The sequence below is a fragment of the Collinsella aerofaciens genome, from assembly GCF_028209395.1.
Lineage (GTDB): Bacteria > Actinomycetota > Coriobacteriia > Coriobacteriales > Coriobacteriaceae > Collinsella > Collinsella aerofaciens_AZ.
Window position 1 is genome coordinate 22,242 of the sequence record NZ_JAQLDQ010000015.1, and the last position, 14,383, is coordinate 36,624.

Annotated in this window: 15 protein-coding genes; 6 read left to right on the top strand and 9 right to left on the bottom strand. The window is 60.7% G+C overall.

Features of this window, described 5'->3' with window-relative positions; genetic code table 11:
* Positions 1-48 precede the first annotated feature (48 nt).
* From PMW67_RS06835 to PMW67_RS06870, 8 genes are all read right to left on the bottom strand, one after another.
* Positions 49-1,353, bottom strand: a complete 1,305-nt coding sequence (locus PMW67_RS06835; protein ID WP_124786404.1) for an ATP-binding protein — start codon at positions 1,351-1,353, stop codon at positions 49-51.
* Complete coding sequence (locus PMW67_RS06840; protein ID WP_231500792.1) at positions 1,346-3,100, bottom strand: TerB N-terminal domain-containing protein; 1,755 nt, start codon at positions 3,098-3,100, stop codon at positions 1,346-1,348. Before PMW67_RS06840 ends, PMW67_RS06835 begins: the two co-directional genes overlap by 8 nt.
* Before the next feature lie 87 nt (positions 3,101-3,187).
* Positions 3,188-3,904, bottom strand: coding sequence for a DUF554 domain-containing protein (locus PMW67_RS06845; RefSeq protein ID WP_197032801.1), 717 nt, complete (start codon positions 3,902-3,904; stop codon positions 3,188-3,190).
* Positions 3,905-4,022: 118 nt separating this feature from the next.
* A complete protein-coding gene (locus PMW67_RS06850; RefSeq protein WP_117563506.1) occupies positions 4,023-5,453 on the bottom strand; it encodes a hypothetical protein in 1,431 nt (476 codons plus the stop codon).
* An 18-nt stretch (positions 5,454-5,471) separates the two neighbouring features.
* Positions 5,472-5,687: a hypothetical protein gene (locus PMW67_RS06855; protein WP_147325407.1), complete on the bottom strand. Its 216-nt coding sequence runs from the start codon at positions 5,685-5,687 to the stop codon at positions 5,472-5,474.
* Between the two features lie 49 nt (positions 5,688-5,736).
* Entirely contained in the window at positions 5,737-6,336 is a 600-nt protein-coding gene (locus PMW67_RS06860) for a hypothetical protein (RefSeq protein ID WP_117563504.1), read from the bottom strand.
* A 90-nt stretch (positions 6,337-6,426) separates the two neighbouring features.
* On the bottom strand, positions 6,427-6,936 hold the full coding sequence (locus tag PMW67_RS06865; RefSeq protein ID WP_117647479.1) for a cell division protein FtsQ/DivIB: 510 nt from the start codon (positions 6,934-6,936) through the stop codon (positions 6,427-6,429).
* A complete protein-coding gene (locus PMW67_RS06870) occupies positions 6,933-7,229 on the bottom strand; it encodes a hypothetical protein (RefSeq protein WP_117563502.1) in 297 nt (98 codons plus the stop codon). The genes PMW67_RS06865 and PMW67_RS06870 overlap by 4 nt, the downstream gene beginning before the upstream one ends.
* Positions 7,230-7,575: 346 nt before the next feature.
* Here PMW67_RS06870 and PMW67_RS06875 point away from each other — a divergent pair, with 346 nt between their 5' ends.
* Genes PMW67_RS06875 through PMW67_RS06885 form a run of 3 tightly spaced genes read left to right on the top strand, consistent with a single transcriptional unit; the run spans position 7,576 to position 11,201 of the window.
* The gene (locus tag PMW67_RS06875; RefSeq protein WP_117840165.1) at positions 7,576-9,177 is read left to right on the top strand and encodes an FAD-binding oxidoreductase; all 1,602 of its coding nucleotides are present in this window, start codon (positions 7,576-7,578) and stop codon (positions 9,175-9,177) included.
* 2 nt (positions 9,178-9,179) lie between these two features.
* Positions 9,180-9,995: an electron transfer flavoprotein subunit beta/FixA family protein gene (locus PMW67_RS06880; RefSeq protein WP_117840164.1), complete on the top strand. Its 816-nt coding sequence runs from the start codon at positions 9,180-9,182 to the stop codon at positions 9,993-9,995.
* Complete coding sequence (locus PMW67_RS06885) at positions 9,996-11,201, top strand: electron transfer flavoprotein subunit alpha (protein ID WP_117840163.1); 1,206 nt, start codon at positions 9,996-9,998, stop codon at positions 11,199-11,201.
* Here the strand turns inward: PMW67_RS06885 and PMW67_RS06890 are convergent.
* Entirely contained in the window at positions 11,198-12,010 is an 813-nt protein-coding gene (locus PMW67_RS06890) for an HD domain-containing protein (RefSeq protein WP_117840162.1), read from the bottom strand. The two genes, PMW67_RS06885 and PMW67_RS06890, sit on opposite strands and share 4 nt — an antisense overlap.
* Positions 12,011-12,172: 162 nt before the next feature.
* Between PMW67_RS06890 and PMW67_RS06895 the strand changes: the two genes are divergently transcribed.
* The 3 genes from PMW67_RS06895 (at position 12,173) to PMW67_RS06905 (ending at position 14,315) form a co-directional block, all read left to right on the top strand.
* Positions 12,173-12,829 carry an AzlC family ABC transporter permease gene (locus tag PMW67_RS06895; RefSeq protein WP_255413481.1) on the top strand — a complete coding sequence of 219 codons (657 nt, stop codon included), beginning with the start codon at positions 12,173-12,175 and terminating at the stop codon, positions 12,827-12,829.
* Entirely contained in the window at positions 12,819-13,142 is a 324-nt protein-coding gene (locus PMW67_RS06900) for an AzlD domain-containing protein (protein ID WP_271739250.1), read from the top strand. The genes PMW67_RS06895 and PMW67_RS06900 overlap by 11 nt, the downstream gene beginning before the upstream one ends.
* Before the next feature lie 150 nt (positions 13,143-13,292).
* On the top strand, positions 13,293-14,315 hold the full coding sequence (locus PMW67_RS06905; RefSeq protein WP_117840160.1) for a 2-keto-3-deoxygluconate permease: 1,023 nt from the start codon (positions 13,293-13,295) through the stop codon (positions 14,313-14,315).
* Positions 14,316-14,383: the final 68 nt, after the last annotated feature.

Consider the following 14,383-nt stretch of genomic DNA (forward strand, 5'->3'; position numbering starts at 1 on the left):
TTTGCCCAGATAAAACCTGCCAAAATAAACCTGTCCCTTTTTGGTAGGTTAGATGGTGAACTCGGCGAAGTTGCGGTTGCCGCCTGCGGTGCCGGTGTCGCCTGTTGCGGCTGCCGGCGCCAGCGCGTCGCCGCCGACGCTTTGCAGCAGCTCGGCCACATTTGCATCGGGGTTCTGACACAGGATATCGAGCAGCTCGATAAAGTCACGGATAACCTCACGCGGCGTCAAGTGCGTATCGGTTCCCACGCGGCCGAACTCAATCTTGAGAAAGTCCACCAAGTCGTTTTCGGCAAGCGTGGGCGTCCAGCCAAAGTAGCCGGCATGGATCTGCATGAGTTTTTCGATGAGCACCAGTAGCTCCTCGTAGGTGAGTGGCTGCAGGCGGATGATGGGCGCGAGCATGTCCTTAAGGTCTTCGCGCGCAAAGCGGCCCTGAGCGAGTCGGCTGCGCAGGGCCTCGTAGGAGAACACGCCGCGGCGGCGGTCTTCGATGGAGGTTGGCGTGCCGCCCATGATCATGCCCAGGTACTGCGCCTTGCCCTGGAGCGTGTCGTTGTACATAGTCAGGATCTTCTCGTAGTTGTATTGGCGCGTGATGGCGTTGGGAATCTTATACAGATTCACGAGCTCGTCGATGAGCACCAGCATGCCCTTGTAGCCACTGCAAACCAAAAAGCGCGCAATGAGCTTAACGTAGTCGTACCAGTCGTCATCGCTGATGATGGTCGAGGAGCCCAGCTCGGCGCGTGCCTCGCTCTTGGTGCGGTATTCGCCGCGAATCCATTTGGTCACGCGGCTCATGGTCTCTTCGTCGCCCCCGGATGCGGCCATGCGATAGCGGCGGAGCATGCGGGTGAAGTCGAAGCCGTGGACCATCTCCTCGAGCGGGGCCAGTTGGGCATTGACGACCGACTCGTCGACGTCGGCACACGAGGCGACCCAGCGATCCAGAATAAGGTTGAGCGCACCGCCCTCGGGGCGCGTCTTGGTCGATATATTGCGGATGAGCTCGCGGTAGGTGGCAAGGCCCTGTCCCTGACCGCCCTGCAGGCGGCGCTCGGGCGACAGGTCGGCATCAGCGACGACGAACCCCTCGCCCATGGCGTGCGTGCGGATAGTCTGGAGCAAAAAGCTCTTGCCGGCGCCGTAACGACCGACCAGAAAGCGGAAGCTCGCGCCACCGTCGGCGATGAGACTCAGATCGGTGAGCAGGGCGCGGATCTCGACCTCGCGCCCTACGGTGATGTAAGGAAGGCCGATGCGCGGGACCACGCCGCCCTTGAGCGAGTTGAGAATGACGGCAGCGACGCGCTTGGGCACGCGAGGTGCTGCGGATGCGGTATCACTCATGGTCTAGGTATCCTCTCACGTCTGCTTCGTAGTCCTCGATAATCTGCGGCCCTGCTGCGCTAAATTCAATTACGGTGTCGCCCACCAGGTCAAAGAGCGCCTCGTTGATGGTATCGACGAGCATGTCCTCGCTCTGCTCCGATTGCACTACCGCCGATTCCGCCTGTACTGCGTTGTGCTCGAGCAGAGCGCGGAGATAGGCGTTTGCGGCGGGCGCGAGTTCGTTTGTGGCGTCAGCGGGCGTAGCAGCTGCGAACGTGGGCGTCGGCGCGAGAAGCGGTGCCACGACACCAAACTGTTCGGTGGATATGGTCGGCTCGTCGGACTCGTCCTGCCCTGCAGCCGCCGCGACCGCCTCGACCATCGCGTCGGCTACGGGCTCGGCTTCCGGTTGCCCTGAGTCCGCTGCCTCGGCTTCTGCGGACGAGCCGTCCTCGCGTTCCTCGTCAATCAAAAGCGCCTCGCGCGTTTGTGCGGCGGCGCTCCGAATATGCCCCAGCTGACTCAGATCGATATCGATCTTGACGGGCTGGTGTGCGGCGTCCCACGAAAGCCATGCCACAATCTCGTCATCGATAATCTTGGCCAGATATTTGGGGACCTTTTCTTCCTTAAGGGGATGGGCAGGGTCCAGCGCCAGGCGCAGGCGTTGGTCGCAGGCGCGCATCATTTCACCGAGCTTGCTGCTCTTTTGCCTACTACCGTGGATACGCATGCATTCCCAAAAGCCGTTTTGGCAACGGTAGATATGGATGGGGTCCAGACGGTATTCGCAGTCCTCGTGGCGCTCGGGCGCAAAGAATACGGCCGAGGCAAACATGGTGTAGGGCATTGCCGTCTCCTCCCCAAATAAACTTGCCACGATGCCGGTCTTTCGGTGCGTGTCATAGTAGCGCGCCATGCGGACATACACGGCGCACGCCACGTGGCGCAGATCGCGGTGGTGGCTGCGGTCGAGCCGCGAGCTACTTAGGTTGTACGTGGAGAGGGCGTTGATGGCGGCCATGAGTCGCTCCTCGCGCACCTCATCGGGCGGAAGGGGGAGCGTGGGCTCGGAGGTTTTGCGACGCTTAGGGGTCTGGCCGGACGGTGCCGGTACAAGGTCTCGTGCCGCGCGCCGCAGTTCGATAAGGGCGTTATCGAACATGACGGTTTTAGAGTCGCGAAGCAGCTTGGGGTCGAGCCCGTGGAACACGGCGTAATCTTGCAGCCACACGCGCGCAAACCGGTCGATGCCGGGCTCGAAGGCGCGATAGACATCCCAAAAAGCCCTGATCTTGTTAAAACCATCGAGTGGATCATCTACGCCAATGCCGCAGATCAGCTCATAGAGATACAGAAAGGCAAAGGACGTAGACGTTTCCTCGACGGTTCCGCGGCGCACTTGGGCACGCCAGGTAAAGTAGCCGCGCAGCTGCCGGTCGCTCATGGCGTTGTAGGTGGGAAAGTACGACTTAAAGGTGCCGTTGTAGGGACAGTCGTCCTCAAAGTCGGCCATCAGCAGGCCCTGGCGGTAAAAAAGCTCGGCTTCCGAAAGCCAGCGGCCCGCACCGCCCTTGGGGTCATCCTGCCAGCGCGATATCTCGCGCATTTTACGGTACTGGTCGGGGAGGAAATTCTGCATCTGTCGGCCGGTTTTGAGAATCGGCTCGTCTGCGTAGGTTTCGTTTGAGAAGCGGGCGGACTGATGGGTCCGGGCCTCGGCCATGATGCGCTCGATGAGCATCTTGATGTCCTGGTCGGCCACCGCTCCTCCTCTCGAACACAGCTACGGTGACCTCATATCATAGCACAGCATCAAACAGATGTTCGAGATGCCGCTGCATTGATAGATTTAGAACAGGAGGGCGTAGATGACGGCGATGACGACGGAGGGAAGCATATTGGCCGTGCGGAAGGTCTGAGGACGGATGAGGTTGACGCCGACACAGAAGATGAGCATGGAACCTACGAGCGAAAGGCTGTTGAGGGCAGCTGTGGTCATGATGGGGGAGAGCGCGCCGGCAAACAACGTGATCGTCCCCTGGAACACGGCGACGGGCAGGGCCGAGAAGATGCAGCCGCGGCCAAGCGAGGCCGTCATGGTGCAGACGATGATGCAGTCCAGTGCGCCCTTGAGGGCAAGCGTTGACCAGTCGCCGAGCAGACCGTCCTGGATCGATCCCACAATGGCCATGGCGCCAATGCACACGGTGAGTGAAGTCGAGACAAAAGCGTTGGTGAACTCGTTATCGCCCTCACTGCCAGTCTTGCGCTTGAGCCATTCGCCAAGGTTCTCGATGGCGGCTTCCAAGTTGACGGCCTCGCCGATGAGCGAGCCGAGCGCAAATGAGACGATGAGCATGGTGGTACCGGTGGTCGCTAGCGCCTTTCCATCGATGATGAGCATCTTTTGCATGGTGCCGCCCAGGCCGATAAACAGGACGCACAGCCCCGATGCTTTCATGAGCGTGTCTTGGATGCGCGGTGTAATGAAGCGGCCGCCCGCTAATCCCAAAAGACCGCCCGCAACTAAAAGCGCAACGTTGATGATTGTTCCCAAGCCCGGCATGAGCCCTCCTGTATTGATGCCAACGTGGCAATCGTAGCAGAACGAAATGCGAGGCACATCGCGACTCATCTAATACGTTATATAAGTGGTATTAGGAATGATGCGCAGCATTTAAGCCTCAGGTGGTTGTCGGGACATAGGGGTAGTAGTCAAAGCGCAGTGTCATAAGCCGCTGCGGGGATTCAATAGCCGCGGCGATGATATTGGCATCGCGGGCACGATCAAACCCTTCGAGTTCGATCTGATACGAGACGTCTTGCATAATGTCCAGACGTCGCCAGGCTAGAAGTGTGTCGCCATCGAATTCCAAGGTCTTGCCTCCGTCTGGGGCAACGGCGTATAGACGCAGTTTAGCGGTGGTTGCAGGGTCGACAACCGTGACCTTTTTAATTTCGTTTCGAGTATTCTTGGCGCCCAACAAGGTGAGCAGTGTTGGGGCCACGACCTCGCCCGATGGCAAAAAGACGACTTCGATGGATTCGGGAAATGCGATGATGGCCGACTTGCGGACGGGCTGATTGGCGGCGGCAACTTCGATGTTTGCAGCATCGATGACCTCTGTGTGGTCGAGGGCGGCAAGCACGCAGCAGTTACCTTCATCGATCTCCTGAGGATCAGCAAGCCCCAGACTGTCCGCGAGCTCGGGATCGTTTGGACCGGTAGCGGGCTCATTCGGTGCTTCGAAAGAAGCTGGGACGCTGTTTGTCGGCGACGGCGTGTCGCCCGCACCTGCTTCTTTGTCCGTGCTCTCTTCTTGTATGGTTGCGTTGATGGGTTCGTCGTTTGAGGGGAGCGTCTTGGCGTCAAGCGCGGAGGGGACAATCCCGACGGCTCCGGATCCGTTCCACTCCATCTCGAGAAGCGCCGGGTCGGCAAGAATGCGTTGCCTGCCTAGCGTGTGGGTATCGATCGCAATAGGGCCTGCCTCCGTCCCGCGCGTAAGGCTGAGCGATCCGGCTGGCTTCTCGAAATGAATGTCTGTGTCTTCGGTGCTGGCGGCGTAGAACAGCAGGGATGCTTCTCCCGCCGCGATGGCATCGGTGCCCGCCTTGGTCAGCCGCAGCGATGCCGTGAATGAGAGGGTGGGCTGCACATCGTCTGCATTCGCGGCGGCGCAGCCCAGACATATACCGCCTCCTTTCTCGAAAAACGCACCGTCGAAGGCGACCTTCGCTCCGTTCGCCGAGTCATCGACCGAAGCGATATCGATGCGCAACCCCAAATCGCACGGATCGCCATCTGCATCGAGCACAATCGAGCGCCACGTGCAGACGGCGCACCCCGCCTGGGAGCCGTTTGCCTTGTTCGAACGATTGATATCCACGACTATCGAGCCGTCCGTATTACGACGAAGGCATCCCGAGGTTGAGATTGCGGCCTGTGCGAACGAAAAACGCTTGCACGCAATGGCGCTCGACGGATTTGGTGCGGAGCTTAGGGCTGCTGGTAAGGAGTCTGCCATGACGGGAGTCGCCCAAGCGGCGACAGGCGTTCCGGTTGCGAGCGCGCCGCAGAGTGCGACGACGGGCAAAAGGTTCTTCGATGCCATGGGGTCTCCTTAGCTAATTTAGTGCGGCCTGTCCGTGTTTCGTTTCTGGCTGCGTTTGATGTGCAGACCGAGGCCGGCGGTTCCCGCGCCTGCTGTCGTGGCGCCTGCTGCCAAGAGCCATCGTCTGTCGTCTGTCTGTGCCAACGGTTCCTTGCAGTTGCCGCGGTCGAGCTCCGAGAGGTCGACCGTCACCTGCGTGGCGGCCTGCGCCTGTTCTTGCTGGGCAAAGGCCATGGCTGGCCCAAACGCTAGGATACTGACGGCGGTGGCCAGGGCGACGGCCTTATGCCGTGTGCGCACCGGGCTCGACCGTCCAGGTGATCGTTGCAACTTGATCGCCTTCGCCGGTTACGCGGAAGATGTCGCGCGTGACGCGGGCGACGTTTCCGCTTGTCTTGAGCTTAATTTTGTCCGTGCCGCCGGCAATGCCCTGGTAGCCCATGTCGAAGGCTGCATTCTTGGAAAGATCGAGGCCCGTCTCCTGCATTGCGGCGCTGGCGTTCTGGAGTGCGCCGTTGGGGCCGACCTTAAAGTCGATGGAATTCTGCGCGGTTCCGGCCTTGGCGTCGGCGGCAATGGTCCAGGTGTTCATGGCGTCGATCTTCATGTTGGTGACATGGATGCCGTAGGCCGAATGATTGTCGATGGTGGTCGCGTCTTCTGAGGGGCCCTGAAGCGTGCCGTCGGCCTTGGCGACGAAGGGAATAACCGTCGGAACTTTGAACTCTACGTTGTCGATCTCGGTCCTGACCATTACTTTTGTGGTTCCAACGCGCCCGGCTGCCAGAGCTGGCGTCGGGGCGGCGCCCATTGCGAGCGAGAGCGCGAGCCCTGCGCCCACGACGAGCGCTCTGGCTCCGTTCATGTTCCTGGTGATGTCCATGGTCGTTCCTTTCTATTCGCCGCGGGCCGTCCCCGCGATGATTGGACGAATGCTGGTGAATTGCGTGCGGTGCCGCGTCGGTCGAAAAAGCTAGTTCTCGGCTTGCTCAACCCGTACCTTGACACGTGTCGGATTGCCGTGGCTGTCGAGGGTCTTGGCATCGAGTGCCTGGATCTCGATGTATGCCTCGCCTTCTTTGATGTCGCCGGCGGGGCACGTCTCGATTGTCTTGCCGGTCTCGACCACACCGGATTCGTACATGGTCTCGTCGTTTTGGATGACGCGGAATCGCTGGGGAAATTTATTGTCTTGGACGTTTTGCACGTTGACGCGCAGCTTGCCGTCCTCCTGTAGCTGAGCGACCGGCGCGACCGAAATCGTCATCATGTTGTCGCGGACGATGGCATCGAGCTCATCTTGGATTTCTTGTCGCGATTTACCCTCTGCCGTCGTGACTGAGGCGCCCGCTTCGGGCACGGGCTGCGACTGCCAGGCGTATAGTCCTACGGCGACAAGGGCGCAGACGATAGCCAGACAGACAACGACGAGTTTCTTGCGACGCCCCAGTCCTGCGAGGCGGGGCGGCTTCTTCGCACTCATGCGGCGTCCTTGGTGGTGTAGACACGTGCGAACGTGGACGGGTCCGCTCCAAAGAGCATGTGAAGCATCAGGCGGCGCGAGTAGATGAGCTCGTCAAAGTCGTGAGGGAGCTCGATGTCGTGGATACGCGCGATGTGGTGGGCGAGCGCCGAGAACGACTCGGGGTCGCAGATAACATCGGTGGTGACGTGGTAGACCGCCGTTTCGGGGAACGCCTCTTCGTCGAAAGGCAGGAGATAGGGATCGTCGTCGACCTCGATGGCGACGCCGTACTGGGGCCAGTAATATGCCATGGGAACCTCCCTGCTTCTGGGGCCAAAACTTCTATCGGTTTTGGCTGTCGACGCCGACCGTATCAGCCGCTACTTGACCAATTTCTGACCAAATGCTTGACGGATTGACATCTCCGCAGGTAAAAGATGGAAATAATTACTTCAACTTTTTTCGAGCGACAATCGAGCGGTCGGCGACGGCGGGGCGATATTTGTCAAAAGCATCGTCTGCCGAGGAAATCCAGCCGCTCGCCGAATTGCGCAAACGTAAAAATCGCCAATTATGGAGACGGTTTCGAACACGTCGACGAAACGATGCGGTAACATCTCCCTGCAAACACTGTAGTTAGATAAAGGGGGAGTTCGCGTGTCTGCAACCATCAAACCCTTCACCGACGAGTTCGAAGAGTATGGCCGCGACGAATCTCGCGCATCGGGCGAAGCATCGAGCATCTCGTTTCCGACAACGGAAGACGAGGTCCGTGCCATTTTGGAAACGCTCCATGCCGAGCGTGTCCCGGTAACGGTTCAGGGCGCCCGAACCGGCCTTGCCGCCGGTGCCGTGCCCCACGGTGGGCATATCCTCAATACTTCCCGTATGAATCGCTACTTGGGCCTTCGCCGCGATGAACAAGGCCAATTTCTGCTGCGCGTGGAGCCGGGCGTTGTGCTCTCGGAGCTGCGTAAGCAGCTGAGCAAGAAGGTACTGCCGACCGCTGGTTGGGACCAGGCATCGCTTGAGGCCTACGAGGAGTTCCAAGAGTCCCCCGAGCAGTTCTTTCCCACCGATCCCACCGAGGCATCTGCCTGTCTGGGCGGCATGGCGGCATGCAACGCCTCAGGCGCCCGCAGCTACGCTTACGGTCCCATGCGCCCGCATATCACGGGACTCCACGTCGCGCTGGCTGATGGCGATTTGCTTGAGCTTCAGCGCGGCGAGGCTTTTGCCCAGGACCGCCACCTGTCGCTCGTGACGGCAGCGGGCCGTACGCTCGAGCTCGATCTTCCCGGCTATACCATGCCCGAGACAAAAAATGCCTCAGGCTATTTCGTTGCGGACGATATGGACGCCATCGACCTCTTTATCGGCGCGTGCGGCACGCTCGGCGTCATTACCGAGCTCGAGATCGCCCTGCAGGCGGCACCTTCGGTCGTATGGGGTGTGAGTTGCTTTTTCGATAGCGAGGACAAGGCGGTGTCCTTTACCGATTCCGTGCGCCCTGTCCTGTCCCATGCGGCTGCCATCGAGTACTTCGATGCTGGCGCCCTGGATATTCTACGTCGCCAGCGCGAGCAGTCGACGGCGTTTGCCTCGCTGCCGGCGCTCGACGACGAGGCAAAGGTCTGTGTCTACGTGGAGCTCGACTGCGACGACGAGGCGCAGGCGACCGAGGAGCTGTACCACCTGGGATGGGTGCTGGAGCTTGCGGGCGGCCGCGACGATGCGACATGGGTCGCCCGCACCGAAGTCGATCGCGAGTGCCAGCGGTTCTTCCGCCACGCGGTGCCTGAGAGCGTCAACATGCTTATCGACGAGCGCCGCCGCACGGATCCCACTATCACCAAGTTGGGCTCGGACATGTCGGTGCCCAATGCATGCCTTGCCGATGTCATGGCCCTCTATCGCCGCACGCTGGCCGAAAGCGGGCTTGAGTCTGCTGCCTGGGGACACATCGGGAACAACCATCTGCATGTGAACATCCTGCCGCGCGATGCGCAAGACTACCGTCGTGGTGGAGAACTCTTTGCCCAGTGGGCTTCCGAGGTCACGGCCATGGGCGGTGCCGTTTCTGCCGAACACGGCGTCGGCAAGATCAAGGCGGGCTTCTTGGAGACGATGTACGGCCACGAGGCCATGGTCGAGTCGGCGCGTCTCAAACTCCAGCTCGATCCTGCCGGCCAGCTGGGTCGCGGCAACCTGTTTACGGAGAAGCTCTTGGATGAACTCGTTCAGAAAGGGGGCGCGTGAAGATGAGTGATTTCCATATGGTGGTGTGCGTCAAGGCGGTGCCCGGAAGCACCGAGGTCAAGATGGACCCCAAGACCAATACTATCGTGCGTGATGGCAAGCAGGCGGTCATTAATCCCTTCGATGCAAGTGCCCTCGAATGTGCGCTAGCGCTGAAGGACGACTTTATCGGCTTTGGCATGGACGTGCGTGTGACGGTGGTGTCGATGGGCATCCCCGCGACCGAATCGCTGCTGCGCGACTGCATCGCCCGCGGTGCCGACGACGCGCTGCTGCTGACCGACCGAGCCTTTGCGGGCGCCGATACCCTAGCCACCACCTATGCCCTCAAATGCGGCATCGAGGCACTCGATGAGGATTTTGACCTGCTCATCTGCGGCAAGATGGCAGTGGACGGCGATACGGCCCAGATCGGCCCCGAGCTGGCCGGCGCCTTTGGGGTCCCCTGCGTGACCGACGTGAGCTGTGTGCAGAGCGCGGGATTTACGACGTGTGGCTCGCTGGCGCTCGTTCACGGCTGCGATGCCGGCGAGGAGACGGTGTACCTGGAGATGCCGTGTGCGATGACGACTGCCAAGGAGATTGGCCAGCTGCGCATGCCGAGTATTGCCGGTATTCGCGCGGCCGAGGATGCAGACGTGCGCGTGGCCAGCGCTGCCGACGTAAACGCCGACCCCTCGCGTTGCGGCCTTGCCGGATCACCGACGCAGGTCGTGCGCTCGTTTGTGCCCGACCGTGACCAAACGTGCGAGGCCGTCGAGGGAACGGCGTCCGGGCAGGCGGTAAAACTTGCCAAGATTATTGAGGGGATGGCATAGATGAGCGGGCTGATTATCGATAGCGAAGCCTGTATCGGCTGCGGTCGCTGCGTTCGCGCCTGCGCCTCGGGCGGCATTGTGGTGGAGGGCGAGCGCCCCAATCGCTGTGCCCGCGTAACCGACGGCTGTATCCTGTGCGGCGGGTGCGTCGACGCCTGCCCCGTCAACGCCATCTCGATCGAGCGCGACGAGGCCGCCGGCGCGGTAGACCTTGACGCATATCGAGACATTTGGGTCTTCGTGCAAACTGACAAGCACGATGCCGTGGCATCCGTGGCCTTCGAGCTCATGGGCAAGGGACGCGAGCTTGCTGATGCCCGCGGCTGTCGCCTGGTGGCACTGGTCGGCATGAGCCCCGAGGGCTCGCTCGAGGACCTCGAACACCTGGTTTGTGCCGGCGCGGACGAAGTTCTGGTCTGTCGTGACGAGCGCCTGCGTCAGAACGACGCGGAGGTCTATGCTCGCCTGATCTACGATTTGGTGGCCGAGCGCAAGCCCGAGGCCATTCTGTACGGCGCGACCGCGTTTGGCCGCGAACTGGCACCCGGCGTTGCCGTGCGCCTGCAGACGGGCCTTACGGCTGATTGCACGGTGCTTTCGGTGGATACGGAGACGGGTCTGCTGCAGCAGACGCGCCCGGCGTTTGGCGGCAACCTGATGGCCACCATTATCTGCCCCAACCACCGTCCTCAGATGGCAACGGTGCGCCCCGGCATCTTTAAGGCGCCCGAGTTTGACTATAGCCGCTCCGGCACGATTACCCAGGTAGTGCTTGCGGATGACGTTAAGGCCCGCGTCGAGATCTCGATTCCCGCCGAGGAGTGGGGACAGCAGGCCTCAATTGCCGATGCCGAGCGTCTGGTCGTGGTGGGCCGCGGCATCGGCTCCAAGAAGAATCTGCCCCTGATGCGAAAGCTCGCCGATGCCCTGGGTGCCGAGCTTGGTTGCACGCGTCCCATTGTGGAGGCAGGCTGGTTGGAGTATCGCCACCAAATTGGCCAGACGGGTGTATCGGTCTCGCCCAAGCTCCTCGTGAGCATCGGTGTCTCGGGTGCTATCCAGCATCTCGCCGGCATCGGTGGGGCGGAGTGCATTGTTGCCATCAATGAGGACCCGGATGCCCCCATCTTCGGTGCCGCCCAGTACAAGGTCGTCGGCGATGCCGTTGAGATCGTTGAGGAACTGCTGGCTCAGCTCGAGTGCTAAGCGCTTGCCAGCCAGCGGCGCAGCTCGTCCTTAAGGCGGCTCCAGGTTGCCTGCGCGGCGGGGTCGGTAAAGGGTCGCGTAATGCCAAAGGGCGCGTCGAGCAGGCGATAGATATCGCCTTGCTCGCGCGCCAGTGCACGGCTTGCCGGATGGACGAGCTCAAACATAAAGCAGATGAGCCCCACCAGGTAGTCCGCCGGCTCGTTGCGCTCGTCACGCGCGACGCAGCGATGCTCGTCAAAGGCGGTAAGCGCCGGTGTCGAGAAGTGGCTGGCGAGAAACGTGTCCTCATCCACCTTGAGGATGGTGTCGACGGTGCTGTCGGCGATGGTGCGCATAATGTCAATCTTGTCGCCATCGCGCACGATCTCGCAGAAGCTCCGTGTACGGGTGTCGAGTTCCGTGGGCAGGCGAAAATCACTGTGGTGGGCGATGCTCGCGCGGATCAGTTCGTCCTCTGCCGGGTCATCGATAAAGTCGCGGATGCTCGTTACGGCGGGTGCATCGGCGGGATTCTCGCCAAAGAGGACCTCGATGCCCAGCGCTGCATGGCTCATGCTCTCGGCGTCCTTAAAGGTGTCCCAGCGCCGCAACTGCTCAAAGCGGCCCATATCGTGTAGCAGGCCGCAAAGCCATGCCAGGTCAATATCTTCTGACGACCAGCCCTGCTCGCGCGCTACGGCATCGCATGCCTCGGCCACGTGGTACGTATGCTCGATTTTGAGCGCGATGCGTGGGTTGGTGGCGTCGTAGGCATCGGTGTAGCTTTTGAAGGCCGCGCGCGCCCGGTCTCGATCGATAACTGTCATAATGACTTCCTAAAAAGTTGTGTCTTTCGATCCGGTGGCAATTGTAGGTGAACTTTATTGCCACCGGTTGATATTTCTGCTGCGTTGCAAGGCGCGCTGCAGACGACTTACCAGAATGGGAGTGGCATGGTCCTTAGGATCTTTAAAATCGTCTGGCCAGTGATGCTTACCTATGTTGCAATAGGCGCGCCGTGCGGAATGATCATGGGGCAGACGGGAATGGAGCCCTGGATGGTCTTTGCTCTGAGCAGCACGTTTGTGACGGGCAGCGGCCAGTTTATGATCTGCAACCTGTGGCTGGCGGGCGTGCCTGCAGCATCGATCGTCGCGAGCGTCGCCGCCATCTCCTCGCGCTTTGCGCTTTACTCGGCATCGATCGCACCCCATCTGGCGGGCGCCTCGAAGCGTCAGACGCTGGCTGTTGCCGCGACACTTACCGAGGAGGCATATGGCATCTCGCTTGCCAAGTTGGTTGAAGGGGAGGATTGGGGCCCGCGCGAGTCCTTTGTGCTCAACGTGATCCTTATCGCAACATGGGGCGTATCGTGTACGACGGGCGCCATCGTCGGCGCCGTTGTCGATGTTCCCACCGCTATTGCGAGTTTCGTCTGCACGTCGCTCTTTATCTGTCTACTCTTTTCGCAGCGGTTGTCGCGCGGCAACGTTGTCGCGGCGGTTTCGGGCGCGGTGTCCGTCGCCGTATGCAAGTTCTTGGGCCTCATGAATATTACCGTGCCGGCAAGCGTCGTGGTCGGCATTGCCATTGCGCTGGCGTGCGATGCTGTATTTGACGGAAGAGGTGCCCGCGATGCCCGTTAACAAGTTCTTGGTTCTGTGGCTGTCGTCGTGGGCTGCTATCGCGTTCTTTCGCATCGCGCCGGCGTTCGCCTTGCGCGGGCGGACCCTGTCGCCCCGTATTACCGAGGCCCTGGGCTATATCCCGCCCGCTGCCTTTGCCGCGCTGGTCGCCAACGACTTGGTGAGTCCCGGCGCGTTCGACGCGGGGCTCTGGCCTGCCTTGGTTCCCTGGATTGCGGCCGCCGGCGTCGTGGTCGTGGCGGTCAAGACAAAATCGATGCTGTGGTGCTGCGTCTCGGGCATCGTACTCTATATCGTCTTGAGCCTTATATAGGGGTGGCGTCGCGGGCGCCGAATCTCGTTCCATCCCAACTTGTCGAGTTTTTCACCGAGCTGGTCTATTTCTTCTGGTACCATGGTCAAACTTTACTGTAGCAAAGCGTGACGTGGGCTTTTGTATCCCGTCAGCGGAAATGGGGGTTTCATGGCACAGGAAGCAACCACCAACGAGCAAAAGAAATTCAAGGTCCCGCGCATCCCGGGCGACATCATGATTTATCCGATGATCGTCGGTCTTTTGCTCAACACCTTCTGCCCGCAGGTTTTTGAGATCGGCGGATTCTTTACGGCTGCCTGCCGCGGTGGCTCCAATACCATTGTCGCCGCGATCCTGCTGTTTGTGGGCGCCGGCATCAGCTTTAAGTCCACGCCGGGTGCCATCAAGACCGGTATCGTCGTGCTGATCCCCAAGCTGGTCGTCGCAGCGGCTCTCGGCCTGGGCGTGGCATATTTCTTTAACGACAACTTCCTGGGTCTGAGCTCCGTGTCTATCATCGGCGGCATCACGTTTTGCAACATGGCGCTCTATACGGGCATCATGGGCGAGTTCGGCGATGAGTCCGAGCAGGGCGCCGTCGGTATCCTGTTCTTTACGGCTGGCCCCGCCGTCACGATGATCATCCTCGGTGTTTCCGGCCTCGCCAACATTCCCATTGGCACCATTATCGGCTCCATCTTGCCACTCGTTATTGGCATGGTTCTGGGCAACCTGTTCCCGTTTATCAAGAACCTGCTGGTTCCCGGTGCCAATCCCGCGATTGCCGTCATCGGATTTCAGCTCGGTGCGTCCATGAGCCTGTCGAGCTTTATCACCGGCGGTATTTCCGGCATTCTGTTGGGCCTCATCACCCTCTTTATCGTTGGCCCCATCACCTTTGCCTTCGAGCGCTTGTGCGGCGGCAACGGCAAGGCCGCCGTTGCTTGCTCCACCATCGCCGGCACGGCTATGACCACGCCGGTTGCTCTTGCTGAGGTCGCGCCGCGCTATGCCGAGCTTGCGCCCACCGCGTATGCGCAGATCGCCACCGCCGTCATCATCACGGCCATCATGGCCCCGATTCTGACCGGCTGGGTCGATAAGAAGTTCTGCCACGGCGAAGAGGATCTGTCGGTCGAAGGCGTCGAGGCTATTGAGGAGGCCGTCGCGACCGACATCGACGGCGAGTAATCGTCGACGCGAGTCAATCAAGCCGGCGTGTGCAATTCGCGCCGTATGGGCGCCCGAACGAGAGCTGT

Bases quoted from the DNA above. Each gene is read 5' to 3' on its own strand.
- PMW67_RS06835 (WP_124786404.1), bottom strand. From the start codon at position 1,353: ATGAGTGATACCGCATCCGCAGCACCTCGCGTGCCCAAGCGCGTCGCT.
- PMW67_RS06845 (WP_197032801.1), bottom strand. From the start codon at position 3,904: ATGCCGGGCTTGGGAACAATCATCAACGTTGCGCTTTTAGTTGCGGGC.
- PMW67_RS06850 (WP_117563506.1), bottom strand. From the start codon at position 5,453: ATGGCATCGAAGAACCTTTTGCCCGTCGTCGCACTCTGCGGCGCGCTC.
- PMW67_RS06855 (WP_147325407.1), bottom strand. From the start codon at position 5,687: ATGGCCTTTGCCCAGCAAGAACAGGCGCAGGCCGCCACGCAGGTGACG.
- PMW67_RS06860 (WP_117563504.1), bottom strand. From the start codon at position 6,336: ATGGACATCACCAGGAACATGAACGGAGCCAGAGCGCTCGTCGTGGGC.
- PMW67_RS06865 (WP_117647479.1), bottom strand. From the start codon at position 6,936: ATGAGTGCGAAGAAGCCGCCCCGCCTCGCAGGACTGGGGCGTCGCAAG.
- PMW67_RS06870 (WP_117563502.1), bottom strand. From the start codon at position 7,229: ATGGCATATTACTGGCCCCAGTACGGCGTCGCCATCGAGGTCGACGAC.
- PMW67_RS06880 (WP_117840164.1), top strand. From the start codon at position 9,180: ATGAGTGATTTCCATATGGTGGTGTGCGTCAAGGCGGTGCCCGGAAGC.
- PMW67_RS06885 (WP_117840163.1), top strand. From the start codon at position 9,996: ATGAGCGGGCTGATTATCGATAGCGAAGCCTGTATCGGCTGCGGTCGC.
- PMW67_RS06890 (WP_117840162.1), bottom strand. From the start codon at position 12,010: ATGACAGTTATCGATCGAGACCGGGCGCGCGCGGCCTTCAAAAGCTAC.
- PMW67_RS06895 (WP_255413481.1), top strand. From the start codon at position 12,173: ATGCTTACCTATGTTGCAATAGGCGCGCCGTGCGGAATGATCATGGGG.
- PMW67_RS06900 (WP_271739250.1), top strand. From the start codon at position 12,819: ATGCCCGTTAACAAGTTCTTGGTTCTGTGGCTGTCGTCGTGGGCTGCT.
- PMW67_RS06905 (WP_117840160.1), top strand. From the start codon at position 13,293: ATGGCACAGGAAGCAACCACCAACGAGCAAAAGAAATTCAAGGTCCCG.